Origin of the sequence: Aquabacterium humicola (genome assembly GCF_030167915.1) — a bacterium.
Classification (GTDB): Bacteria; Pseudomonadota; Gammaproteobacteria; order Burkholderiales; family Burkholderiaceae_C; genus Pseudaquabacterium; species Pseudaquabacterium humicola.
Genome location: NZ_JARGNB010000006.1, coordinates 232,071 through 255,508 on the forward strand (window position 1 = coordinate 232,071; position 23,438 = coordinate 255,508).

At 71.9% G+C, this 23,438-nt stretch carries 21 protein-coding genes; 13 read left to right on the forward strand and 8 right to left on the reverse strand.

Annotation, left to right across the window (positions count from 1 at the left end):
• Positions 1-2: 2 nt before the first annotated feature.
• The 13 genes from P1K89_RS24315 (at position 3) to P1K89_RS24375 (ending at position 15,346) form a co-directional block, all read left to right on the forward strand.
• Positions 3-2,816, forward strand: coding sequence for a molybdopterin-dependent oxidoreductase (locus tag P1K89_RS24315; RefSeq protein WP_284619106.1), 2,814 nt, complete (start codon positions 3-5; stop codon positions 2,814-2,816).
• Entirely contained in the window at positions 2,813-3,712 is a 900-nt protein-coding gene (gene fdhD, locus P1K89_RS24320; RefSeq protein WP_284619107.1) for a formate dehydrogenase accessory sulfurtransferase FdhD, read from the forward strand. Before P1K89_RS24315 ends, fdhD begins: the two co-directional genes overlap by 4 nt.
• Before the next feature lie 10 nt (positions 3,713-3,722).
• A complete protein-coding gene (locus tag P1K89_RS24325) occupies positions 3,723-4,382 on the forward strand; it encodes a 4Fe-4S dicluster domain-containing protein (protein WP_284619108.1) in 660 nt (219 codons plus the stop codon).
• Between the two features lie 67 nt (positions 4,383-4,449).
• Positions 4,450-5,292, forward strand: a complete 843-nt coding sequence (locus P1K89_RS24330) for a hypothetical protein (RefSeq protein WP_284619109.1) — start codon at positions 4,450-4,452, stop codon at positions 5,290-5,292.
• Positions 5,293-5,316: 24 nt separating this feature from the next.
• Positions 5,317-6,648: a phenylacetate--CoA ligase family protein gene (locus P1K89_RS24335; RefSeq protein WP_284619110.1), complete on the forward strand. Its 1,332-nt coding sequence runs from the start codon at positions 5,317-5,319 to the stop codon at positions 6,646-6,648.
• 80 nt (positions 6,649-6,728) lie between these two features.
• The gene (locus tag P1K89_RS24340) at positions 6,729-7,229 is read left to right on the forward strand and encodes a (2Fe-2S)-binding protein (protein WP_284619111.1); all 501 of its coding nucleotides are present in this window, start codon (positions 6,729-6,731) and stop codon (positions 7,227-7,229) included.
• Positions 7,226-9,571 carry a 4-hydroxybenzoyl-CoA reductase subunit alpha gene (gene hcrA, locus P1K89_RS24345; protein WP_284619112.1) on the forward strand — a complete coding sequence of 782 codons (2,346 nt, stop codon included), beginning with the start codon at positions 7,226-7,228 and terminating at the stop codon, positions 9,569-9,571. Before P1K89_RS24340 ends, hcrA begins: the two co-directional genes overlap by 4 nt.
• Positions 9,572-9,593: 22 nt before the next feature.
• Entirely contained in the window at positions 9,594-10,568 is a 975-nt protein-coding gene (gene hcrB, locus P1K89_RS24350; protein WP_284619113.1) for a 4-hydroxybenzoyl-CoA reductase subunit beta, read from the forward strand.
• Between the two features lie 38 nt (positions 10,569-10,606).
• Positions 10,607-12,106, forward strand: coding sequence for an AMP-binding protein (locus P1K89_RS24355; protein WP_284619114.1), 1,500 nt, complete (start codon positions 10,607-10,609; stop codon positions 12,104-12,106).
• A 70-nt stretch (positions 12,107-12,176) separates the two neighbouring features.
• Positions 12,177-12,443: a DUF2249 domain-containing protein gene (locus tag P1K89_RS24360; protein ID WP_284619115.1), complete on the forward strand. Its 267-nt coding sequence runs from the start codon at positions 12,177-12,179 to the stop codon at positions 12,441-12,443.
• Positions 12,444-12,459: 16 nt separating this feature from the next.
• Positions 12,460-13,767: a hypothetical protein gene (locus P1K89_RS24365; protein WP_284619116.1), complete on the forward strand. Its 1,308-nt coding sequence runs from the start codon at positions 12,460-12,462 to the stop codon at positions 13,765-13,767.
• Between the two features lie 57 nt (positions 13,768-13,824).
• Positions 13,825-14,301: a hemerythrin domain-containing protein gene (locus tag P1K89_RS24370; protein WP_284619117.1), complete on the forward strand. Its 477-nt coding sequence runs from the start codon at positions 13,825-13,827 to the stop codon at positions 14,299-14,301.
• Positions 14,302-14,332: 31 nt separating this feature from the next.
• Complete coding sequence (locus P1K89_RS24375) at positions 14,333-15,346, forward strand: GNAT family N-acetyltransferase (protein WP_284619118.1); 1,014 nt, start codon at positions 14,333-14,335, stop codon at positions 15,344-15,346.
• Here P1K89_RS24375 and P1K89_RS24380 read toward each other — a convergent pair.
• The 8 genes from P1K89_RS24380 to oah form a co-directional block, all read right to left on the reverse strand.
• A complete protein-coding gene (locus P1K89_RS24380) occupies positions 15,333-15,923 on the reverse strand; it encodes a DUF1579 family protein (protein WP_284619119.1) in 591 nt (196 codons plus the stop codon). The genes P1K89_RS24375 and P1K89_RS24380 overlap by 14 nt on opposite strands.
• A 117-nt stretch (positions 15,924-16,040) precedes the next feature.
• The gene (locus tag P1K89_RS24385) at positions 16,041-16,286 is read right to left on the reverse strand and encodes a YfhL family 4Fe-4S dicluster ferredoxin (protein WP_284619120.1); all 246 of its coding nucleotides are present in this window, start codon (positions 16,284-16,286) and stop codon (positions 16,041-16,043) included.
• A gap of 41 nt (positions 16,287-16,327) precedes the next feature.
• Positions 16,328-17,173 carry a benzoyl-CoA reductase subunit D gene (bcrD, locus tag P1K89_RS24390; RefSeq protein ID WP_284619121.1) on the reverse strand — a complete coding sequence of 282 codons (846 nt, stop codon included), beginning with the start codon at positions 17,171-17,173 and terminating at the stop codon, positions 16,328-16,330.
• Positions 17,170-18,504, reverse strand: a complete 1,335-nt coding sequence (gene bcrA / locus P1K89_RS24395; RefSeq protein ID WP_284619122.1) for a benzoyl-CoA reductase subunit A — start codon at positions 18,502-18,504, stop codon at positions 17,170-17,172. The genes bcrD and bcrA overlap by 4 nt, the downstream gene beginning before the upstream one ends.
• A gap of 17 nt (positions 18,505-18,521) precedes the next feature.
• Positions 18,522-19,892, reverse strand: a complete 1,371-nt coding sequence (gene bcrB, locus P1K89_RS24400; RefSeq protein ID WP_284619123.1) for a benzoyl-CoA reductase subunit B — start codon at positions 19,890-19,892, stop codon at positions 18,522-18,524.
• Between the two features lie 465 nt (positions 19,893-20,357).
• A complete protein-coding gene (bcrC, locus tag P1K89_RS24405) occupies positions 20,358-21,536 on the reverse strand; it encodes a benzoyl-CoA reductase subunit C (RefSeq protein WP_284619124.1) in 1,179 nt (392 codons plus the stop codon).
• A complete protein-coding gene (locus P1K89_RS24410; RefSeq protein WP_284619125.1) occupies positions 21,536-22,309 on the reverse strand; it encodes a cyclohexa-1,5-dienecarbonyl-CoA hydratase in 774 nt (257 codons plus the stop codon). The genes bcrC and P1K89_RS24410 overlap by 1 nt, the downstream gene beginning before the upstream one ends.
• On the reverse strand, positions 22,302-23,429 hold the full coding sequence (gene oah / locus P1K89_RS24415; protein ID WP_284619126.1) for a 6-oxocyclohex-1-ene-1-carbonyl-CoA hydratase: 1,128 nt from the start codon (positions 23,427-23,429) through the stop codon (positions 22,302-22,304). The genes P1K89_RS24410 and oah overlap by 8 nt, the downstream gene beginning before the upstream one ends.
• Positions 23,430-23,438 lie beyond the last annotated feature (9 nt).

Sequence of the window (23,438 nt, forward strand, 5' to 3'; positions counted from 1 at the left end):
CCATGTCCTCGACCGCCCACGACATCCGGCGCGTACCGACGTACTGCTACCAGTGCGTCGCCGGCCCCGACCTGATGACGGTGAAGGTCGAGGACGGCGTCGCCACCGAGGTCGGCCCGAATGCCAAGGCCGCCGGCATCCATCCCGCCGACGGTCGGCCCTGCGTGCGCGCCTACGGGCTGATCCAGAAGACCTACAACCCGCACCGCGTGCTGACGCCGATGAAGCGCAGCAACCCGAAGAAGGGCCGCGACGAAGATCCCGGCTTCGTGCCGATCTCGTGGGACGAGGCCCTGGACGCCATCGCCGCGAAGCTCAATGACATCCGCGCGCGCGGCCTGCTCGACGAGCAGGGGCTGCCGCGCGTGGCCGCGACCTTCGGCCATGGCGGCACGCCGGCCAGCTACATGGGCAGCTTCCCGGCGTTCCTCGCGGCGTGGGGACCGATCGACTACAGCCTGGGCTCCGGCCAGGGCGTCAAGTGCGTGCACTCCGAGCACCTCTACGGCGAGTTCTGGCACCGCGGCTTCACCGTCTGCGCCGACACGCCGCACACGCGATTCGTGCTCTCGTTCGGCGCCAACGTCGAGGTCTCCGGCGGCGCCTGCGCGGTGCGCCGCCATGCCGATGCGCGCGTGCGCGGCGTGCGGCGCATCAACATCGAGCCGCACCTGTCGGTCACCGGCGCCTGCTCGGCCGAATGGGTGCCGATCAAGCCGAAGACCGACGCGGCCTTCATGTTCGCGCTGCTGCACGTGCTGCTGTGCGAGGTGGCGCCGGAGCGGCTGGACCAGGCCTTCCTGCGCGACCGCAGCGCGTCGCCCTACCTCGTCGGCCCCGACGGCCATTACCTGCGTGATCCGGCCAGCGGCAAGCCGCTGCTGTGGGACACGCGGTCGATGCAGGCGGTGCCGCACGATACGCCGGGCGCGGTGCCGGCGCTCAACGGCCAGTTCCTGGTCGAGCATGCCGTGAGCCAGCGTGCCGACGGTGAACGCGCAGAGCACCACGACGTGCTCGGCCGCACCGCGCTCGACGAGACGATCCACGCGATGCGCGACTGCACGCCCGAGTGGGCGGCGGTGATCTGCGACGTGCCGGCGGCGACGATCCGCCGCGTCGCCATGGAGTACCTCGACGCGGCCTGCATCGGCGAGACGGTGGTGATCGACGGCCGCACGCTGCCCTTCCGTCCGGTCGCGGTGACGCTGGGCAAGACCGTGAACAACGGCTGGGGCGCCTACGAATGCTGCTGGGCGCGCACGATGCTGGCGCTGCTGGTGGGTGCGCTCGAAGTGCCCGGCGGCACGCTGGGCTCGACGGTGCGCCTGAACAAGCCGCACGACAACCGCCTGGCGAGCGTGACGGCCGGCGACGACGGCTTCATGACGTGCCACTTCAACCCCACCGGGGAGAAGACCTGGGCCGCGAAGCCCACCGGCCGCAACGCGCACCGCACGCTGGTGCCGCACGTCGGCAACTCGCCGTGGAGCCAGGCGCTGGGGCCGACGCACCTGGCGTGGCTCTTCATGCGGGAGGCCCCGCCGCGCTGGACGCAACCCACGCTGCCCGAGCTCTGGTTCGCCTATCGCACCAACCCGGCGATCTCGTTCTGGGGCAACGATCGCCAGGTCGAGACCATCGCGAAGCTGCCGTTCATCGTCGCCTTCGCGTACACGATGGACGAGACCAACCACCAGGCCGACATCCTGCTGCCCGAGGCCACCGACCTCGAGAGCACGCAGCTGATCCGCTGCGGCGGCACCAAGTTCGTCGAGCAGGCCTGGTATTACCGCGGCGTCGTGCTGCGCCAGCCGGCGGTCGAACCGCGCGGCGAATCGCGCGACTTCAGCTGGATCGCCACCGAGCTCGCGCGCCGCAGCGGGCTGCTGGCCGAGTACGTCGACCGCATCAACCGCGGCAACGCGCTGGTGCCGCTGAAGACCGCCGGCCACGACTTCTCGCTGCCGACCGACCGCGCGCCCGACGTCCAGCAGATCTGGGACGCGGTGTGCAAGGCCGCGACCGCGGAGTTGAGCGGCGGCGCCGAGGTGCACGGCCTCGACTGGATGAAGAAGGAGGGCTTCTACGTCGTGCCGCACACCCGGCTCGACTGGTACCTGACGCCGACGATGGAAGACCTGGGCCTGCGCTACGAGCTGCCGTACCAGGAACGGCTGCTGCGCATCGGCGAGGAACTGCGCCGCCGGCTGCACGGCCAGGGCATCAGCTGGTGGGACAAGCAGCTGGCCGAGTACACCGCGCTGCCGGCCTGGCACGACTTCCCCGGCCTGTGGAAGCAGGCGGTGCGCGCGGTCGGCGAAGACCCGGACGACTACCCGTTCTGGGGCCTGACGACCAAGGTGATGGCCTACAGCGCCGGCGCCAACGTCGGCATTCCGCTGATGGACGAAGTAGGCGCCAATGTACGCGGCCACGGCCGGGTGGTGATGAATGCCGGGGCCGCCGGGCGGCTGGGCATCGTGCAGGACGACTGGGTCGAGGTGCAGTCGACGACCGGCCGCACGCGCGGCCGCGCCGAGCTGGTGCAGGGCTGCCGGCCCGACACGATCGTGATCCCGGGCCAGTTCGAGCACTGGAAGACGCCGTACGCGAAGGACCTGCAGTACCCGTCGCTGAACGCGGTGACGCCGATGAGCCGCGAGACGCTGGACCTGACCGACGCCACCGGCTCGGGCGCCGACATCGTGCGCGTGCGCGTGCGGCGCGTGGCGGGGCCGCTCAGCGGGCAGGACAGCGGGCAGGACAGCGGGTCCGACAGCTCGGCGGTGACCGCCGCAAGGAGGGCCGCATGATCGCGATGCCGGTGGCCGCACGCTGGACCGATGCCGTCCCGGCGGCCGACGAGACGCCCGACGACGAGCTGGGCACGCTGTCGCCGCTGAGCGTGCAGCGCTGGCGGCACGGGCACGTCGAGACCGACGTCGACTGGCTGGCCGAGGAAGTGCCGGTGGCGCTCGAGTACAACGGCGTCGGCCATGCGGTGATGATGGCCACGCCCGATGCGCTGGAAGAGCTGGGCCTGGGCTTCAGCGTCAGCGAAGGCATCGTTGCCGACGCCGCCGAGGTGCTGGACCTCGATCTGCAGCGCGCACCGAACGGCGTGCGCGTCGCGATGCGCATCACCGCGCAGCGTTTCGACGCGCTGAAACAGCGCCGCCGCAACCTGGCCGGCCGCACCGGCTGCGGCCTGTGCGGCGTCGACAGCCTGGACCAGGCGCTGCGGGCCGTGCCGACGCTGCCGCCGATGCTGCACAGGCTCGACCCGGCCCGGCTCGTGGCCGCGATGGCGGCGCTGGACGATGCGCAGCCGCTGCGCCGCCAGACCGGGGCGGCCCATGCGGCCGCGTGGATGTCGCCCGAGGGCCGACTGCAATCGGTGCGCGAGGACGTCGGCCGCCACAACGCGCTCGACAAGGTGATCGGCACGCTGCTGTTCGCCGGTGTCGACACCGGCCGCGGCGCGGCGCTGGTGACCAGCCGCGCCAGCGTCGAGCTGGTGCAGAAGGCGGCGAGCGCCGGCATCGGCGTGCTGGTCGCGCGTTCGGCGCCGACCGCGCTGGCGGTGCGACAGGCGCAGGCGCTGGGGCTGGCGCTGGCCGGCTTCGCGCGCGACGGCCGCCTCGTCGCATATGCCCATGCCGGCCGCCTGCTCGGCGGCGGCACCGGGCTCCGGGGAGACATTGCATGAGGGCGCTGCCATGACCCGCTACGCGATGGTCGCCGACCTGCGCCGCTGCGTCGGCTGCCAGACCTGCACCGCGGCCTGCAAACATGCCAACGCGACACCGCCCGGCGTGCAGTGGCGGCGCGTGCTGGACATGGAATTCGGAAGTTATCCCGACGTGCAGCGCGCCTTCGTGCCGGTCGGCTGCCAGCATTGCGACGACCCGCCGTGCGCTTCGGTCTGCCCGACCACCGCGACGAAGAAGCGGCCCGACGGCATCGTCACGATCGACTACGACGTCTGCATCGGCTGCGCCTACTGCGCCGTCGCCTGCCCCTACCAGGCCCGCACCAAGGTCGACCGCGCCACCTTCGCCTATGGCGACGAACCGGGCGAGTCCGAGGCCCTGCGCTTCGACCCCGACCGGCTCGGCGTGTCGACCAAGTGCACCTTCTGCGTCGACCGCATCGACGCCGGACTGGCGCGCGGCCTCGTGCCCGGCGTCGACGTGGCCGCGACGCCGGCCTGCGTCAACGCCTGCATCGCCGACGCGCTGGCATTCGGCGACATCGAGGACCCGGCGAGCAATGTCTCGACGCTGCTCGCCGAGAACCAGCACTTCCGCATGCACGAGGAACTGGGCACCGGCCCGGGCTTCTTCTACCTGTGGGACCGCGCGGAGTCGACGTCATGAGCCCGCACGGCCGCCCGAAGGGCGAATTCCCCCGCGGGGGGACGGCGCGCAGCGCCAAGGGGGCCACATGAGCAGTTCCACGATGCGTTTCGGCGCCGCGCCTCGCCAGCAGCCGGTGTGGGACTGGCGGGCCGCGGGCAACTTCATGGCCGGTGGCGCCGGCAGCGGGCTGATCGTGTTGACCGGTTGGCCGGGCGCGGGCGGCTGGCCGCTGGGGCTCGGCCTGGCACTGGTCGGCCTGGGCCTCTTCTGCGTGTGGCTGGAGATCGGCCGGCCGTGGCGCGCGCTGAACGTGTTCCTGAACCCGCGGCGCTCGTGGATGTCGCGCGAGTCGATCGTCGCGCTGCTGCTGATGCCCGCCGGCGCGGCGGCCTTGCTCGGCGTGCCGGGCGCCGGCTGGCTGTGCGCGCCGCTGGCGTTGGCTTTCCTGGTCTGCCAGGCCGGCATCCTGCATGCGGCCAAGGGCATCCCGACCTGGCGGGAGCCGCGCCTCGTGCCGCTGATCATCACCACCGGGCTCGCCGAAGGCGGCGGGCTGCTGCTGCTGGCCGCGCTGGTCCACGGGCTGACGGTGCCGCGTCTTTCGGCCGTCATCATGGTGCTCGCGCTGCTGGCGCGGCTGGCGCTGTGGCGCGCCTGGCGACTGCGGCTGCGCACCGCTGACCGCGCGCTGCAGGAGATCGACCGCGGCGCCGTCTTCTTCATCACCTGCACGCTGGCGTCGCTGATCGCGCTGGTCACGCTGCTGGCGGCGGCGCCGCCCGATCCGGCCGCGGCGCTGCTGCAGGCCGCGGCCGGCCTGCTGGCCGTCGCCGGCGGCCAGTGGTTCAAGTTCACGCTGATCACGCGGGCCGCCTTCACCCCGGGCTTCACCTTGCCGCACCGGCCGGTGCGCGGCGCGGTCCGCTGAGCCCCCTCCCACTGGAGTGTCGCGATGCATGCCGTGATCGATTCCGAACGCACGAGTGCCGGCCGGCTCGACGCCGCCGAGACGCTGTCGCGCGATGCGCTGGCAGCGCTGCAGCTGGAACGCCTGCGCGGCGTGCTGCGCAACGCCTGGACGAACGTGCCCTGGCAGCGCGAGCGCCTGGAGGCGGCCGGGCTGCATCCGGAAGCGCTGCTGCAACTCGATCAACTGAGCGCGCTGCCGTTCACCTTGAAGACCGACCTGCGCGACCACTACCCGTTCGGCCTGTTCGCACGGCCGGTGGAACAGCTGGCGCGCGTGCATGCCTCCTCGGGCACCACCGGCAAACCGACCGTCGTCGGCTACACCGCGCGCGATCTCGAGCACTGGGCCGCGCTGATGGCGCGCTCGATGCGCGCGGTGGGCGTGCGGCCGGGCGACCTGGTGCACAACGCCTACGGCTATGGCCTCTTCACCGGCGGGCTGGGCGCGCATGCCGGCGCCGAGCGCCTGGGTTGTCCGGTCGTGCCGATCTCGGGCGGCGGCACCGAGCGCCAGGTTGCTCTGCTGGTCGACTTCGGCGCGCGCGTGCTGTGCTCGACGCCGTCGTACGCGCTGGCGATCGCCGAGGTCGCCGAGACGATGGGCGTCGACCCGCGGCAGGCGGGCAAGCTGAAGATCGGCCTCTTCGGCGCCGAGCCCTGGAGCGCCGCGATGCGGGCCGAGATCGAGGCCCGGCTGGGCCTCACGGCCTACGACGTCTACGGCCTGTCGGAGATCATGGGTCCCGGCGTGGCCTGCGAATGCGCCTGCCGCGACGGCCTGCACGGCTGGGAAGACCACTTCCTGTTCGAGCTGATCGACCCGGAGACCGGCACGCCGGTGCCCGACGGCGCGGCCGGCGAGCTGGTGATCACCACGCTCAGCAAGCAGGCGCTGCCGATGCTGCGCTACCGCACGCGCGACATCACGCGCCTGGTCACCACGCCCTGCGCCTGCGGCCGCACGCACCTGCGCATCCTGCGCGTGGCCGGCCGCAGCGACGACATGCTGATCATCCGCGGCGTCAACGTCTACCCGTCGCAGATCGAGGCGGTGCTGCTCACCTTGCCCGCGCTGTCGCCGCACTACCAGCTGGTGGTCGAGCGCGACGGCAAGCTCGACCGGCTGACGGTGCAGGTGGAGGCGCAACCCGGCGTCGCCGCCGAGGGTTTCGAGGCGCTGGCGCGCGGCGCTGCGCACCACATCAAGTCCACCGTCGGCGTCAGCACCACGGTCGAGGTGCTCACGCCGGGCACGCTGCCACGTTCGCAGGGCAAGGCGGTGCGGGTGCGGGACCTGCGGCCGAAGGCGGGTTGACATGCAGCCGCCGCGCCCACGCCTGTCGCAGCCCCGCGAGGGGGCGTTCAACGGCTGCGCAGCGGCCGGGGGGCGCTGACATGCCCAAGCGCCTGCTCACCCTGCACGTCAACGGCCGCGAGCACACCGTGGCCGCGGCCGACGGGGCGCTGCTGATCGACGTGCTGCGCGATGCGCTGCAGCTGACCGGCACCAAACAAGGCTGCGACGGCGGCGAGTGCGGCGCCTGCACCGTGCTCGTCGACGACCGGCCGCGCCTGGCCTGCTCCACGCTGGCGGTGCAGGTCGAGGGCAAGCGGATCGAGACGATCGAGGGCCAGGCGCGGCAGGGCCGCGGGGGCCGCGAGGGCAGCCAGGGCTGCCTGTCGCCGCTGCAGCAGGCCTTCCACGAGCGGCTCGGTGCCCAATGCGGCTTCTGCACGCCGGGCATGGTGATGGCGTCCGAGGGCCTGCTGCGCGCCCATCCGGATCCGACGGTCGACCAGATCAAGGCCGCGCTCGCCGGCAACCTGTGCCGCTGCACCGGCTACGTGAAGATCATCGAATCGGTGCAGGCTGCCGCGAAAGGCTCGTCGCGATGAAGCCCCGCTTCACCCGCGCCGGCGGCATCGGCACGCGCACGCCGCTGATCGACGGCATCGACAAGGTCACCGGCCGCGCCCGCTACACCGCGGACATCGCGGCGCCCGGCGCGCTGGTCGGCCGCATCCTGCGCAGTCCGCATGCGCACGCGCGCATCGTCGCCATCGACACCCGCGCGGCGCGGGCGCTGCCCGGCGTGCACGCGGTGTGCACCGGCGAGGACACGCCGGTGCCCTTCGGCGTGCTGCCGATCGCCGAGAACGAGTACCCGCTGGCGCGCGGCAAGGTGCGCTACCGCGGCGACCCGGTGGCCGCGGTGGCCGCGGTCGACGAGGCCACCGCCGAGCGCGCGCTGGCGGCCATCGAGGTGACGTACGAGGTGCTGCCGGCGCTGTTCACGCCCAAGGCGGCGATGAAGCCCGGCGCGGCCGTGATCCACGACGACAAACCGGACAACGTGCTGCGCGAGGTGCATGCCGAGTTCGGCGACACGGCGGCCGGCTTCGCTGCCGCCGACCTGGTGCGCGAGAAGACCTTCACCTTCGCCGAGGTGAACCACGCGCACCTGGAGCCGAACGCCACGCTGGCGGCCTACGACGCCGAGCGCGACGGCGTCACCCTGCACACCACCACGCAGGTGCCGTACTACGTGCACCTGAAGGTGGCGTCCTGCCTGCAGATCGAGGAATCGCAGGTGCGCGTGATCAAGCCCTTTCTCGGCGGCGGCTTCGGCGCGCGCACCGAATGCCTGCACTTCGAGATCATCGCGGCGCTGCTGGCGCGCCAGGCGCGCGGCACCGTGCGCCTGCTGCAGACGCGCGAGGAAACCTTCATCGCGCACCGCGGCCGGCCGTGGACGCTGGTGAAGATGAAGATCGGCCTGACGAGCGAGGGCCGCATCACCGCGCTGGCGCTCGAGGCCACGCAGGCCGGCGGCGCCTACGCCGGCTACGGGATCATCACCATCCTCTACACCGGCGCCTTGATGCACGCGCTCTACGACATCCCGGCGATCAAGCACGACGCCTGGCGCGTCTATACCAACACGCCGCCGTGCGGGGCGCAGCGTGGCCACGGCACGGTCGACACCCGCGCCGCCTTCGAGGCGCTGCTCACCGACATGGCCGCGGAACTGGGGCTCGATGCACTGGCGGTGCGCCGGAAGAACCTGCTGCCGCAGATTCCCTACCGCACGATGTACGCGCAGAACGTGCTGAGCTACGGCCTGCCCGAGTGCCTGGAGCGGGTCAAGGCGGCGTCGGGCTGGGCCGAGCGCAAGGGCCGCATGCCCAAGGGGCGCGGCCTCGGGCTTGCCTGCTCGCACTTCGTCTCGGGCACCTCGACGCCCAAGCACTGGACCGGCGAGCCGCATGCCACGGTGCAGCTGCGGCTGGACTTCGACGGCGGCGTGACCCTGTTCACCGGCGCTTCCGACATCGGCCAGGGCTCCAGCACGATGGCCGCGCAGTGCGCCGCCGAGGTGCTGGACATCGCGCTGTCGCGCATCCGCGTGATCGCGTCCGACAGCGCGCTGACGCCCAAGGACAACGGCAGCTATTCCTCGCGCGTGACCTTCATGGTCGGGCGGGCGTCGATCGCCGCGGCGCAGGAACTGAAGGCGCTGATGGTCAGGGCGGCGGCCGCCCGGCTCCAGGCGCCGGAGGCCGACATCGAGGTGCGCGACGGGGTGTTCTGCGTCCGCGACGGCGATCCGGCGGCGGGCCTGCCGTGGATCGAGGCGGTGCGCGCGACGATGGTCGGCAGCGGTGCCGTGACGGTGAAGGGCACCTACACCTGCCCGATCGAGTTCCAGGGCGACAAGAAGATCCGCGGCAGCGCGATCGGCGCGACGATGGGCTTCTGTTATGCGGCACAGGTGGTGGAGGCCTCAGTCGACGAGCTGACCGGCCGCGTCACCGCGCACAAGGTGTGGGTGGCGGTCGATGTCGGGCGCGCGCTCAATCCGCTCGCGGTGGAAGGCCAGACGCAGGGCGGCGTCTGGATGGGCATGGGCCAGGCGCTGTGCGAGGCCACCGACCACGATGCCGGCCGCATGCTGCACGGCAACCTGCTCGACTACCGCGTCCCGACGATGGCCGAGAGCCCCGACATCGAGGTCATCATCGTCGAGAGCATCGATCCGAACGGGCCCTTCGGCGCCAAGGAGTCGTCCGAAGGCATGCTGGCCGGCTTCCTGCCCGCGGTGCGCGAAGCGGTGCACGAAGCCGCCGGCGTGCGCTGCGACAGCTTCCCGCTCAGCCCCGACCGCATCGCCGACCTGATCGACGCCCGCGATGCGGCGGCGGCGCGGGCGGCGAAGGCCGCCGAGGAAGTGGCGTGAGCCCGCACGCCAGGGGGGCGACATGAACGCACTGCACGAACTGCGCACGGTGCGGCCGTCCAGCGTCGATGACGCGACACGGGCGCTCGCCGAGAGCGGCGCGCAGGCGCTGGCCGGCGGCACCGACCTGCTGCCGAACCTGCGGCGCGGCATCGGTGCACCCCTCGTGCTGGTCGACCTGGGCGCCGTCGCCGGGCTGGCCGGCATCGACGTGCAGCCCGACGGCAGCCTGCGCCTGGGCGCCGCGACGACGCTGGCCGCGCTGGCCGGCCATCCGTCGGTGCGCGCCGACTGGCCGGTGCTGGCCAAGGCCGCGAGCCTCGTCGCCGGCCCGACGCACCGCGAGGCCGCCACGCTCGGCGGCAACCTGTGCCAGGACACGCGCTGCGTGTTCTACAACCAGAGCGACTGGTGGCGCGCCGGCAACGGCTGGTGCCTGAAGTACCGCGGCGACAAGTGCCACGTCGTCGTCAAGAGCGACCGCTGTTACGCCACCTACCACGGTGACGTCGCGCCGGCGCTGATCGCGCTCGACGCCGGCGTCGAGATCGCCGGACCCGGCGGCATGCGCACGCTGCCGCTGGCGGCGCTGTACGTCGAGGACGGCCGGCAGCGCCTCACACTGTCGTCCGGCGAGTGGCTCACCGCCGTGGTCGTGCCGCCGAGCGCCGGCTGGCGCGCCGACTACGCCAAGGCGCGCATCCGCGACGCGGTGGACTTCCCGCTCGCCGGCGCCGCGGTGGCGCTGCGGCGCGACGGCCATCGGATCGCCGGGTTGCGCGTGGCCATCACCGGCACCAACTCCGCGCCGCTGGTCGTGCCGACGCTCGGCGTCGTCGGCGCCACGTGGGATGCCGAGTCCGCGGCCGTGTTGGCCAAGGCGGTGCAGGCCACGGCCAACGTGCTGGCGACCACCGTCGCGCCGGTGCGGTACCGTCGTCGCATGCTGCTGGCGCTGGTGCGCCGGCTCGTCGACGAGCTCTGGAACGAAGGCTGAGCGGTCACGGCCGGCCACCACCGGAAGGCGCCGACACCATGCCGTGCCCCCCGTGCCATCCGCCGCAGGCCACCGGCGCCCCGCTCAATGGGGCCGAGTTGCTGCTCGGCGCGCACGACGCCGCGGCGACCGCGATCGAGTGCGATGGCCGGCGCATCGGCTACGGCGCGCTGCGCGAGCGCGTCGCACGCGCCGGGGCCCTGTGGCGCGCGCGTGGGGTGCAGCCGGGCAGCCGCGTCGCCGTCAAGCTGCCCGACGGCATCGACTGGGTGATCGCCTGGCTGGGCGCGATCTGGGCCGGTGGCGTCGCCGTCGGCATCAACCCGAAGATCCCTGCGCCCGAGTGGCAGTACATCCTCGACGAGGCGGGCTTCGACCTCATCGTCGCCGAGTCGGACGAGGGCACGCCGGCGCCGTGGTGCACGCGCGTGATCCGGGTCGACGACGCCCGGCGCGCGGTGGCCGCGATGGCGCCGATGCGCGCGCTGCCGATGCCGGCCGAGGCGCCCGCCTTCTGGGTGCACTCGTCGGGCACCTCGGGCAAGCCCAAGGCGGTGGTGCACGCGCAGCGCAGCCTTGGCGACATCGCGTGCATCTCGGCCGAACGGCTGGGCATCGAGCCGGGCGACCGGCTGTTCTCGAGCTCGCGCCTGTTCTTCTGCTATCCGCTGGTGAACGTGCTGCTGGCCGGCCTGCGCATCGGCGCGACGCTGCTGCTGGAGCCGCAGTGGCCCACCGCGGAGAACGTCGCCGCCACGGTGGCGCGCACGCGGCCGACGGTGCTGTTCTGCGTGCCCGCGCTGTACCGCGACATGCTGCGCCGAGGCATTGCGCCGCAGCTGGCCGCTGCCGGCGTGCGACGCTTCGTGTCGGCCGGCGAGGCGCTGCCGGCCACGCTGCGCGAGGCCTGGCGTGCCGCGACGGCGCGGCCGATGATCGACGGCTACGGCGCCTCGGAAGTGCTGTGCCTGGTGCTGACCGCGCTCGACGGCGACGACGGCCTGCGGCCCTCGCCCGGCGTGCAGGCGCGGCCGCTGGACGCCCGGGCCGCCGACGCCGGCGGGCCCACGCGCCTGCTGATCCGCACCTCGACGCTCGCGCTCGGCTACCTCGACCGCCCCGCGGCGCAGGCCGACAGCTTCCGCGACGGCGCGTTCTGCCCGGCCGACCTGTTCGTGCGCACGGCCGGCGGAGGCTGGCGCTTCGCCGGCCGCGAGGACGCGCTGGTGAAGGTGCGCGGCCGCTGGGTCGACCTCACCGCGCTGGGCGAGCAGCTCGGCGAGGGCCTCGAGGGCCTGCGCGAGGGCGCCTGCGCCTGCGTGCACGACGCCGACGGCGTGGAGGCGCTGGCCTACTTCTACGCCGCCGAGCCGCACGACGCCGAACGGCTGGCCGAGGCGCTGCGCGCGCGCGTCGCCCGGCTGTCGCCGTACCAGCGTCCGGCCTGGCTGCGTCGGCTGGACGCGCTGCCGCGCACCGCGGCGGGCAAGCTGCTGCGGCGCCAGCTCGCGGCCGCGCTGGACGAGTCGGCCCGATGAGCGCCGCAGGGATGCGCCCTGCACGGCGGCCGCGCGGCCGCGCCGCGGGCACCGAGGGCAGGACCTTCCGATGACCGCTCCGGACCCCATCGGCGCCCGCACCTGGCACGAGGCCGACGGCCTGCATGTCGACGTGCGCGGGCTGCCGCCGCCGCAGCCGCTGGTGCTGGTGCTGCGGCTCATCGATGGCCCGCAGGCGCCGCCGGTGGTGATCCTGCACCACGACCGCGAGCCGAGGCTGCTGTACCCGGAGCTCGCCGAACGCGGCTGGCAGGCTTCGCACCTGGCGGGCGATCCGGGCGAGGTGCGGTTGCGGCTCGAACCCTTCGTGCCGTGATCGCGGCGCTGCAACCGTGAAGACCCCGCTCGCCCGGCCCGCCGCTGCGGCGCCCGGCATCGTGCTGGCCGGCGCGCGCGGCCGGCTGCTGCCGGCCTCGATCCCGCTGCGCTTCTTCGGCGCCGCGGTGGTCTTCCACGTGCTGGCCTGGGTGGCGCTGGCGGTGGGCACGATGCAGGGCGCCGGCTGGCACGGCGGGCTCGGCTGGCCGCTGGCGGCCCTGCACCTGGTGACCCTGGGCACGCTGATGTCGGCGGCGATCGGCGCCAGCCTGCAGCTGCTGCCGGTGGCCACGCGCCAGCCGCTGCAGTCGCACCGGCTGGCCGCGGCGCTGTGGTGGGGCTTCACGCCCGGCGTGGTGCTGCTGGTGCTGGGCATGGGCCTGGCGCGGCCGCCGTGGCTCGCCGCCGGCGCGGCGCTGGTGATCGGGGCGCTGCTGCTTCACGCCGTGCTGCTGGTGGCCAACCTGCGCGCCGCGCGCGGCATGCCGGGGGTCGTGCTGCACGGCTGGGGCGCGCTGGCCGGGCTGGCGCTGCTGCTGGCGAGTGCCGCGGCGCTGGTGCTGGGCTGGCTCGGCCGGCCGCTCATCGACCGCGATAGCGCGCGCGCCCTGCACCTGCTGGCCGGCGTGTTCGGCACGATGGGCCTGCTGGCGTTCGGGCTGTCGGCCATCCTGCTGCCGATGTTCGCGCTGGCGCCGGTGCCCCCGCTGCGCGGGCAGCTCGCCTCGGGCACGGCGGCGCTGGCGGCGATCTCGATCGGCGCCGCCGCCGCCGCGGGCCTCGCGCCGCTGCCGCTGCGCGCGGCCGCGCTGGCGCTGGGCGCGCTGGGGGTCGCGATCCACCTCGTGCAGATGCAGCGCACGCTGGCGCAGGGCATGCGGCAGGACCTCGGCCTGTCGCTGTCGATGATGCGCGGCGGCTGGGCCGCGCTGGTGGCCGCGCTGGTGCTGGCGGCGCTGCAGCTGGTGACCGGCCACGGGCCATCGGGCCACGTGGTGCTGGTGCTGCTGGTCGGCGGCTGGCTGACGAGCTTCCTGTTCGGCGTGCTGCAGCGCATCCTGCCCTTCCTGGTGGCGATGCACTGTCCGCCCGGACGGCGCGCACCGACGCCGTCGGCCCTGACGGTGCAGGCGCCGCTGCGCGTGCATGCCGTCGCGCACGCCGCCGCGCTGGCGCTGCTGCTGGCCGGCCTGCTGGCCGACGAGGCGGGGCTGCTCGTGTCCGCGGCGGCCGTCGGCGCCGTCGGCGCGCTGGCCTTCGGATGGTTCTTCGCCGTGCTGCTGCGGCGCTGGCAGCGCGCGCTCGCGCCGGTTTTGCGCTGACGCAAGCGCCGCCGCGCTGATTCCTCTATTCTGGTACTTCAATACCGGAATTGAGCCATGAGCTTCTCGCGCCAGACCGCCCGACTGCTCGATGACGAGCACCGCGCCAACCTGCAGCTGCTGGAGCGCGTCGAACGCGCGCTGCGCGGCGACGATGCGGGGCTCGCGGCGCTGGCCGCGCCGCTGGTGCGTCAGCTCGATCACGAGATAGGCCGCCACTTCAACTTCGAGGAAGAGGCGCTGTTCCCGCTGATGGCCGACGCCGGCGACGGCGACCTCGCGACCTTGCTGGCCGAGGAGCACGCGACGCTGCGCGAAGTGGCCGCCGAGCTGCTGCCGCTGGCCCGCGCCGCCGCCGCCGGACCGCTCGGCAGCGAGGACGCTGCGGCGCTGCGGCGCCTCGCGGCCGAGCTGGTCGAGCGCCTCGTCGCGCACATCCAGAAGGAGACGATGGGCCTGCTGCCGCTGCTGGACGACCTGCTCGACGACGAGGCCGACCGGCGCCTGGCCTTCGAGTACGCGGTCGACGCCTGACCCCGCTTTGAATCCCCCTGCAGGAACCGCCATGCCGCACCCGAACACCGACCACTCCTGCGCCGTGCGCGCGCTGACCGCCGCCGACCTCGATGCCGTCGTCACGATCGACGCCGCGCTCGAAGGCCGCTCGCGCCGCGACTACGTCGAACGCCGCCTCGCCGCCGCGCGCCGCGAACCCGCGCTGCACGCGCAGTTCGCGGTGGACGAGGGCGGCGAGCTCGCCGCCTACCTGCTGGCGCGCGTGCTGCACGGCGAGTTCGGCCGCAGCCGGCCGTCGCTGCGCATCGAGCTGGTCGGCGTGCGGCCCGAGCGCCGCGGTCGCGGTTATGCCAGCGCGCTGCTGCGTGCGCTGCAGGACTGGGGCCGGCGCCACGGTGCCGACGAGATCCACACGCTGGCCGCGTGGACCGACGCCGGCCTGCTGCCCTGGCTGCACCGCCGCGGCTTCGCGCTGGCACCGCACCACGTCATCGAATCGGCGGTCGACGAGGGCCGCTGGCGGCCCGAGCGCGACGGCCCGGTCTCGCTGCCGCCGGGCTTCGGCGCGCCGGCCGAGATCGACTACGGCCGCACCGAGAGCAACGACCATGAGCGCCTCGCGCGCGACGAGGCCGACGTGCGCGCGATGACGGCCGACGACCTCGACGCGATCGTGCGCATCGACCGCGACATCGTCGGCAGCGACCGCCGCGACTACATCGCCGCGCGCCTGGCCGAGGCGCTGCACGACGCGGCGATCCGCATCTCGCTGGTCGCGCGCCGCGGCGGCGCGATCGTCGGCTACCTGATGGCGCGCGCCGACTTCGGCGACTACGGCCGCACCGAGCCGGTCGCGGTGCTCGACACCATCGGCGTCGACCCCGCGTGGACGCAGCGCGGCGTCGGCCATGCGCTGCTGTCGCAGCTGTTCGCCAACCTCGGCGCGCTGCGCGTCGAACGGGCCGAGACGGTGGTCGCGCAGCGGTCGCTCGGCCTGCTGGGCTTTCTCTACGCCACCGGTTTCGCGCCGTCGCAGCGGCTGATGTTCGTCATCCCGGTGTGAGCCCCGACGCCGCGCCGGCCTGCGTGGCCGGCCGTTTCGTGAACACGATGCGCACGAGCGGATGCGCATTCGGCTTCACGATGCCGAGCTGGAAGAAGCTGAAGATGCGGGTGTCGCCCTTGAATTCCTCGGTGGCGCGGTAGTCCACCGAGTGGCCTTCGCCGTCGTTGACCTTCGACGACCAGATCATCGTCTGCTCGGGCGCATGCCAGTAGCCGTGGTCGATGCGCACCGAACGGTCGTTGGTATCGACCCAGGTGTTGACGTAGTGCTTGGCCACCGGGTCCCAGCCCCAGGTGCCGATGCCCTGGTAGGCGGGCAGCTTGGCCATGGCCGGGATGCGGAAGTCGTTGACGATCCAGTGGCCGTTGACCAGCAGCGTATTGACCTGCACGCCCTTGGCGCTGCCGCTGGGCTGGCCGTTCTCGAAGAAGGTGACCTCGGCATCCCACGTGCCGGCTTCCATGCGCAGCGGTTCGTAGACCGAGTCGGGCACCGGGTTGGCGGCGCGCACCGGCATGGCGAGCAGGCTGAACGCGGCGGCGCCGGCCGCGAGCGCGGCGGGCCATGAGGGCATCGACAGGGACATGGCGATCGGCGGGCAGTCGTTGGAAGGGGCTGATGATAGTCAGCCCTGTCGCATGCCCTCGCGTGCCGAATGCGCCGCGCCGGCCACCGGCCGCGCCGCGTCCGTTCAGCCGTGCAGCGACTCGTACTTCGCCTGCAGCTCTTCGGGCGACTCGACGAAGTCCGGGTTCGGCACGATGCAGTCGGCCGGGCAGACGAGCTTGCACTGCGGCTCGTCCTCTGCGCCGACGCATTCGGTGCAGCGCAGCGCGTCGATCACGTAGATCGGGTCGCCGACCGAGATCGCCTCGTTCGGGCACACCGGCTTGCAGGCATCGCAGGCGGTGCAGTTGTCGTTGATCAGCAGGGCCATGGCGGGTCTCCGGCGGGGTCAGGCGAGGTTCGGGCTCGTTGTCAGGCGGTGGCGGCTTCGTGCTCAAGCGCGGCGATGCGGGCGTGGCGGAAGGCGCCCCACAGCGCGGCGCCGATCGCGCCGGCATAGATCGAGTCGGCATGCGAACGCACGTCGACCTTCACCTTCTCGTTCTGCATCTCTTCCTGGATGGCCGCCAGCAGCCCGGTGTCCAGCGCCAGGCCGCCGGTCAGCAGCGCGCTGCCTTCCTTCACGCCGGTCACCTTCAGCAGCTTGACGATGCGCGAGGCCATCGACAGGTGGATGCCCTTCAGGATGTCGGGCGTCGCGATGCCGCGGCTGACCATGTTGATGACGTCGGTCTCGGCCAGCACCGCGCAGATCGAGCTGACCTTCTCGGGGTCCTGCGAGGTCTTCGACAGCGGCCCGATCTCCTCGACCGCGACGCCGAGGTAACGCGCGATGTTCTCGAGGAACTGGCCCGAGCCCGACGCGCACTGGCTGGTCATCTTGTAGCTCAGCACCTTACCGCGGCCGTCGATCGAGATCGCGCGGCCGTTGAGCGCGCCGATGTCGACCACCGCGCGCGCCTCGGGCGCGAGGAAGACGCCGCCGCGCGCATGCGTGGTCATCGAGTAGAAGTGACCGGTCGCGAAGCTGACGTTCTCGCCTTCGCCGGTGGTCGCGACGTAGGCCACGTCGCCGCGGGCCAGTCCCGCGTCGGCCAGCACGCCGTCGTGGCCTTCGCGCGCCAAGGTCATCGGGTCGCGGCGGCGGATGCGCTCGCAGCGGCGCGCCAGCCAGCGCGGCGACGCGGGGTCGGAACTGTCGAACAGCACGGTCTTCACCGCGCCGGAGCCGATGTCGATGCCGATGGTCAGCGTCATGCTCTTGCCTCCGCGGTCTTGCCTTCTTCCACCACCGCGCGCCACGCGAAGGTCGCGCCGCCGAGCGCGCCGGTGTAGATCGAGTCGGGGTTGATGTTCAAGGTCAGCCGGCCGTAGTTCTCCTCGACCAGGTCGGTCAGGGCCTTCACCGCGGCCTCGTTCTTCGCGACGCCGCCGGTGAAGGTGAACTGGTCGCGGATGCCGCCCGAGCGCGCCAGGATCGACATCGCGCGCAGGATGATCGCGCGGTGCAGGCCGGCCATGATGTCCTCGCGCTTGTCGCCCAGCGCGAGACGGTCGCGCAGCTCGGCGCCGGCGAACACGGTGCAGGTGGAATTGATGCGGATCGACTTGGTCGACTGCATCGCCAGCGGCCCGAGCTCGTGCAGGCCCATGTTCATCTCGTCGGCGATGTAGCCGAGGTAGCGGCCGCAGCCGGCGGCGCAGCGGTCGTTCATCTGGAAGCTCTCGACGATGCCGGCCGGGTCGACCTGGATCGCCTTGGTGTCCTGGCCGCCGATGTCCAGCACGGTCGCGGTGCCGGGGTACATCACGTGCGCGCCGAGCCCGTGGCAGAGGATCTCGCTGCGGATGTGCTCCTTCGAGAACGGCAGCCGCGCGCGGCCGTAGCCGGTGCCGACGATGTAGGTCTCCTCCATCTCGGTGTCCAGCACCTGCTTGATCGGCGCCTCGATCGCGCCGCGCCGGGCTTCGGTCTCCGGCAGTGCCGCGAAGCTGCGTTCGAGCGCCGACAGCAGGTGGCGGCGCACCGAGTCGGCATAGACGCGGTTCTCGACCTCGATGATCGAGCGGTCGAACAGGTTCAGCAGGTGCTCGTAGCGCGTGCCCGCCGCCTTGGCCACTTCCTCGCCGATGGCCAGGTACTGGCTGCCGGCGATGTCGCGGAAGAAGTCGCTCTTGCGCCGCGCGCCGGGCGCGAAGAGCGCCGGTGCTTCCTCGGCGAGGCGGCGGAACACCTCGTCGAGCGTCGCGCGTTCGGTCGCGCTGCCGAAGGCCGAGGTGCCGAGGTTGCGCTGGCAGGTGGCCTCGAGGTCGCGCAGCTGCTCGAGGTACTGCTCGGCGCGGAAGTCACGTTCGAGCTGGTTGATGAAGGTGTCGAGCGAACCGTTCAGCGCGCCCGTGCCCTGCAGCGCCTGCCGGAACAGGTGGAAGCGCCCGTTGACCATCGCCTCGATCTTGGCCACCGCCGCGGCCGTGTCGTAGTTCGAGCGCGAGTTGGTGATGCCGCGGCCGAGCACGTTCTGGTGCTCGTCGATGACCACCGCCTTCGTGGTGGTGGAGCCTAAGTCGATGCCGATGAAACAACGCATGGTGTGCTCCTGGCCGGTCAGTGCGCGTGGATCGGGATCGCGCGGGCCAGATTGCCCGGGTCCGGATGGCCGTAGGTGCGCTTCTGCTTGACCATCTGGAAGTAGCTTTCGAGCCGGTTCTTGACGTTGGCCGCCGAGAAGTAGCGCGGGTCGACGAGGTCGGTCTCGATGAAGGCCGCGGGCTTGCCGGTGCGGCGCTCCACTTCACGCAGGATCAGCAGCTGCCCGGCGGAGAAGCTGTTGCAGCTCTTGATGGAGTTGATCAGCAGGCCGTCGGCGTCGTACTCCTCGATGTAGCGGCAGATCATGTCGATGCGCGAGGGCAGGTTCAGGTTGGTGTAGCAGCCCAGGCAGTACTCGGCCAGCGACTCCAGCGGATGCTCGGGGTCGTGGCGGAAACCGAAGTCGTAGAGGCCGCCGACCTTCGCGTAGGTCGACGAGACGACCACCGCGCCCTCGTCGTAGAACATCTTCCAGAAGTCGCGGAAGCTGGTCCAGTTGGGCGGGCCCTCGACGACGAGGCGGTACTTCTCCTCGCCCATCTCGCCGTCGGGCGTGACGGGGCCCTTGCCGAGCCGGACGCGCTCGTCGATCTCGTTGCGCAGCACGCGGTAATACTCGGTGGCCTCGGGCGTGCCGCGGAAGGCGGTGAAGATCGGGCCGATGTAGTACACCGCGCCGAAGTAGCCGTCGATCGGGCTCGGCCGGTGCTTGGCCGAGTGCAGCACCTTCACCAGGTCTTCCTCGGCCTTGACCGATTCGCGCATGTACTGGCGCAGCCGGTCGATGTCGAACTTGACGCCGGAGATGCGCTCGAGCGCGGGGATCACCGTTTCCTTCAGCTGGCGCACGACATAGTCGCGCATGCCGGGCTGGATGCGGCCCTCGCCCTGGTACGGCACATGCAGCATCACTGTCTCGCAGCCATACTTGTGGCGGATCAGCTCGAACCACTTCATGAAGGTGAAGCAGCCGGTGTACGACAGCAGCAGCACGTCGGGCTTGGGCAACACTTCGCCGGTGGGGCCGACCTCGCCGCCCATCATCATGCCGAGGTCGGCCTTCACATAGGTGCAGACGTCCTCGCTCTGGCCGTCGCGCTCGGCATCCATGATCAACTTGCCGCTGCGCTTGCGCATGCCGTTCTGCAGCGCATTGGTTTCCGGCAGGCTGCGTGCGAAGTCGAAGCACATCAGCAGCTCGTTGAGGTTGCCGGGCACGAAGGTCGCCGACACCTTGCGGTTGGCCGCACGCGCGCCCGCCAGCTCCGCGTAGTTGCGGTTGATCAGCTCCTTCTGCAGCCACATCGCGTCCTCTTTCTGGACGTTCTGCGGGCGCTTGGCCGTGCCGGTGGGGGCGGGCATCGCGATGGTCGACGTGGTGCTCATGGGGCTGTCCTTGCGATGTGGCGGATGGCGTGGGTCGTCGTTGTCGTTGTCGTCGTCGGAGAGAGATCAGGCCGGCGGGGCGCTCTGTTCCGCTCATGTCCCCCGGGCCGGGCTGCGCTGATACGCCCCGGGCAATACCCGGCCGGCCCTCCTCCTTGACTTCGCTCCACAGAGCGCCCCGCCGTCCTGATCCGCACCGCTCTGGCACCTGGGCGCATGCCACGGTGTCGCATTGGCCAAGGGCGCTGGGTGCCCGGCGTAGCGAAGTCAAGGAGGAGGGCCGGCCGTGATCCAGCATCAGCCGTATCGGCGGTGCACGGCCCGGGGGACATGAGCGGAGCCGGGCACCCAGCGGCCTTGGCGCGCTCGGTGTCGGCATGCGCAGTCCCCGCATGCGGGCACCCAGTGGCCTTGGCACGCCACGCACCGCTGCACAGGACGGAGAACGTCGCTACGCGTGACATCTCAAGCCGCCGCATTCCACAACTTGATCGAATCGGCGAACGTGCCCGCCTGCTCGCGGATCGGCGCCATCTGCCCGGTGTTCTCCGCGTACTTGAACGCGGTGTGCGGGATGCCGTGCTTCGACAGCACGTCCTGCAGCATCGGCCGCTCCAGCAGCGCGGGATCGCAGAAGGAGGGCGCGGCGAAGACCACGCCTTCGGCACCGCGCGTCTTGACCTGCTTCATCAGGAAGACGCCCTTTTCCTCGCGCGTCGCGTCGTACTTCGCCGCGGTGGAGGCCGAGCGGTGCAGGAAGGCCTTGGACAGTTCGGCCAGCGGGTCGCCGTCGGCCGGCACGTCGTCGAGCAGCCAGCGCGTGACGAGCATGAAGTCGTCGTCGACGATGTAGCAGCCCGACATCTCGATCGACTTGATCAGCGCCAGCGGCGGTTGCTCGCAGAAGCTGCCGTTGAGCACGATGCGCGCGTTGTCGCGCTTCGGGCGCGGGAAGGCTTCGGCCGCCGCAAGGTACTCGCGCACCAGCGCGGTGTGTTCTTCCACCGGCAGCACCATGCCCGCGCGCAGCAGCAGGTAGACCTCGGAGGTCGGCGCCTGCCACGGCTTCGCCGCGCGGTAGGCGTAGAGATCGCGGATGGCGCTGCGGTTGTCGTTGTAGACCGCGATCGATGCGTTCAGTTCGGCATCGGTGATCGGCGCACCGCGCAGCCGGCCGAGGTCGTCGCGGATGTGCTGCATCTCGCCGATGTAGAAGCGCCCGCCCACCTCGTCCTGGTAGTTCTGCGGCACGTCGACATAACGAACGTACTTGTCCTTGAACAGGATCTGCCACATGCCCGAGAGGTTGCGGATCACGTCGCAGATCGACGGGAACAGCATGCCGTCCAGGCAGTCGAGCCGGCCGGTCAGGCCGAGCTCGATCGTCGAGCGCGGGATGCGGCAGATATAACTCTGGTAATACGCGTCCCCCTGGATCACCTCGATCTGGTCGCCGCCGCCGAGGATGCCCACCGGCAGCATGCCGGCCGCGTGGATCAGCTCGCGCGGCACGTAGACCGGCATGTAGCCGATCGCCTGGCGGCCGGGCGCGGCGGCCTTCCAGTCCTTGACCGCGTTGAAGTGCAGGTCCTCGAACAGCGCCTCGCAGCGCCTGACGATGCGGATCACATCGGGCTCGTTCATCAGCGGTGCTCCCAGCGCGGTGCGCGCTTGGCGAGGAAGGCACTCAGGCCCTCGTTCGCGTCGTGCGTGGTCATCAGGCGGTGCAGGTACAGGTGCTCGACCTCGGCCAGGCGGGCGCCGAGCTCGCGGGCGCGTGTCGCGCGCGTGGCCTCGATCGCCAGCGCCAGGGTCGCGGCGCTCTTGCCGGCGAGCTGTTCGTCGAAATGGGCGAGGGCGGCGGCCTCGGGGTCGTCGGCCAGCGCGTGCACCAGGCCGATGCCGAGAGCGCGCGTGCCGTCGATGCTGCGGCCGCTCAGCAGCAGCTCCTCGGCGGCGGCCGGGCTGACGCGCCACGGCAGCAGGCAGGATGCGGCCGGCGCGAACACGCCGAGGCGGATCTCGGGCTGGCCAAACATCGCGTCGGGCCGCGCGAAGATCGGCCCGCCGGCGAGCGCCACTTCCAGCCCGCCGCCCAGGCACTGGCCGCGCACGGCCACCAGCACCGGCGCCGGGAAGCGCACCATCGCCATGATCAGCGCATGCAGGCTGGCCAGCATCTGCGCGCAGCGGTCGGGCAGGTGTTCCTCGACGCTGGCGCCGAAGCTGAAGTGCGGGCCCTCGGCATCCAGCAGCACGCCGCGCAGCGGCTGGCGCGCATGGCCTTCGAAGGCGTCGTGCAGCGCGTCGATCATCGCCGCGTCGCACAGGTTCGCCTTCGGCCGCGCCAGGCGCAGGCGCAGCAAGGCGCCGTCGCGGTCGAGCCACACGCGCAGCGGGGACGTCGCGTCAGCCACGCGCTGCTCCCGGCTGGATCTGGTCGTGCAACGGGCCGACCCAGCTCTGCCCGGCAGCCAGCTTCTGCCGCAGCAGCACGAAGTCGACCTCGCGGTCGTCCTTCGGGCCGTCGTTGAACGCGGTGAAGCCGGCGCGGGCCTCGGTCATCATGTTCAGCGCCAGCCAGGCGCGCGCGTTCTCCTTGTTGCGGTTCCAGGCGTCGAGCTTGGGCTTGCGCAGCTCCTCGATCGTCTTGGTCGTGCAGTCCGGGAAGGTCAGCAGGATCTTGGCGCACAGCTCCTCGACCTTCGCGTCGAGCAGCGACAGGTCCACCGTGCCGCGCTTCATCAGCGCCTTGCCTTCCTCGAGCGCGGCGCCGGTCTTCGGCTCGCCGTAGCACAGGCGTCCGAACTCGTCGACGAAACGCTGGGTCTCGACCGTCGGGTTGGCGACGAAAGCCCCATCGACCTTCAGCGCCGGCACAAGGTCGGTGAGGATGCCCATCTGGTAGGCCTTGTGCGCGCTGAAGGGCTCGCACAGCACGCAGGCGGCCATCGCGCGTTCGGCGCCCATCATCACCGGCAGGAAGTCGGTCGCGCCGCCGATCGGCGCCGAGCCGTGCTTGGGGCCGGCCTGGCCGAAGCGCGCCAGGTCCTGCGCGACCGAGAAGTCGCAGGCCATGCCGATCTCCTGGCCGCCGCCGATGCGCATGCCGTTGACGCGGCAGATCACCGGCTTGTCGCAGGCCAGGATCGTGCTGACCATGTCGTTGAACAGCCGCATGTACTGCCGGTACTCCTGCGGCTGGCCGGCGTAGTACTCGGCGTACTCCTTGGTATTGCCGCCGGTGCAGAAGGCCTTGTCGCCGGTGCCGGTGAAGACCACGCAGTTGACCGCGCGGTCGTTGCTCGCCGCGCGCAGCGCGAGGATCACGCCCTTGACCATGTCGGTCGTGTACGAGTTGTACTGCGTCGGGTTGTCGAGCCAGATCCAGGTGTTGTAGAGGCCCTCGGCAACGCGGCCGTCGGGCCGGCGCGCCGGGCGACGCTCGATGCGCACGCCGGGCTTGGCGATGTCGTCGACGAGGTCGTGCTGCTTGAAATCGTGCGCGGGGGCTTGCAGGCGTTCGGGGGCGTTCATCGTCAGGAC

Coding starts and splice junctions, on each gene's coding strand:
- P1K89_RS24315 (WP_284619106.1), top strand. CDS start 3: ATGTCCTCGACCGCCCACGACATCCGGCGCGTACCGACGTACTGCTAC.
- fdhD (WP_284619107.1), top strand. CDS start 2,813: ATGATCGCGATGCCGGTGGCCGCACGCTGGACCGATGCCGTCCCGGCG.
- P1K89_RS24325 (WP_284619108.1), top strand. CDS start 3,723: ATGACCCGCTACGCGATGGTCGCCGACCTGCGCCGCTGCGTCGGCTGC.
- P1K89_RS24330 (WP_284619109.1), top strand. CDS start 4,450: ATGAGCAGTTCCACGATGCGTTTCGGCGCCGCGCCTCGCCAGCAGCCG.
- P1K89_RS24335 (WP_284619110.1), top strand. CDS start 5,317: ATGCATGCCGTGATCGATTCCGAACGCACGAGTGCCGGCCGGCTCGAC.
- P1K89_RS24340 (WP_284619111.1), top strand. CDS start 6,729: ATGCCCAAGCGCCTGCTCACCCTGCACGTCAACGGCCGCGAGCACACC.
- hcrA (WP_284619112.1), top strand. CDS start 7,226: ATGAAGCCCCGCTTCACCCGCGCCGGCGGCATCGGCACGCGCACGCCG.
- hcrB (WP_284619113.1), top strand. CDS start 9,594: ATGAACGCACTGCACGAACTGCGCACGGTGCGGCCGTCCAGCGTCGAT.
- P1K89_RS24355 (WP_284619114.1), top strand. CDS start 10,607: ATGCCGTGCCCCCCGTGCCATCCGCCGCAGGCCACCGGCGCCCCGCTC.
- P1K89_RS24360 (WP_284619115.1), top strand. CDS start 12,177: ATGACCGCTCCGGACCCCATCGGCGCCCGCACCTGGCACGAGGCCGAC.
- P1K89_RS24370 (WP_284619117.1), top strand. CDS start 13,825: ATGAGCTTCTCGCGCCAGACCGCCCGACTGCTCGATGACGAGCACCGC.
- P1K89_RS24375 (WP_284619118.1), top strand. CDS start 14,333: ATGCCGCACCCGAACACCGACCACTCCTGCGCCGTGCGCGCGCTGACC.
- P1K89_RS24380 (WP_284619119.1), bottom strand. CDS start 15,923: ATGCCCTCATGGCCCGCCGCGCTCGCGGCCGGCGCCGCCGCGTTCAGC.
- P1K89_RS24385 (WP_284619120.1), bottom strand. CDS start 16,286: ATGGCCCTGCTGATCAACGACAACTGCACCGCCTGCGATGCCTGCAAG.
- bcrD (WP_284619121.1), bottom strand. CDS start 17,173: ATGACGCTGACCATCGGCATCGACATCGGCTCCGGCGCGGTGAAGACC.
- bcrA (WP_284619122.1), bottom strand. CDS start 18,504: ATGCGTTGTTTCATCGGCATCGACTTAGGCTCCACCACCACGAAGGCG.
- bcrB (WP_284619123.1), bottom strand. CDS start 19,892: ATGAGCACCACGTCGACCATCGCGATGCCCGCCCCCACCGGCACGGCC.
- bcrC (WP_284619124.1), bottom strand. CDS start 21,536: ATGAACGAGCCCGATGTGATCCGCATCGTCAGGCGCTGCGAGGCGCTG.
- oah (WP_284619126.1), bottom strand. CDS start 23,429: ATGAACGCCCCCGAACGCCTGCAAGCCCCCGCGCACGATTTCAAGCAG.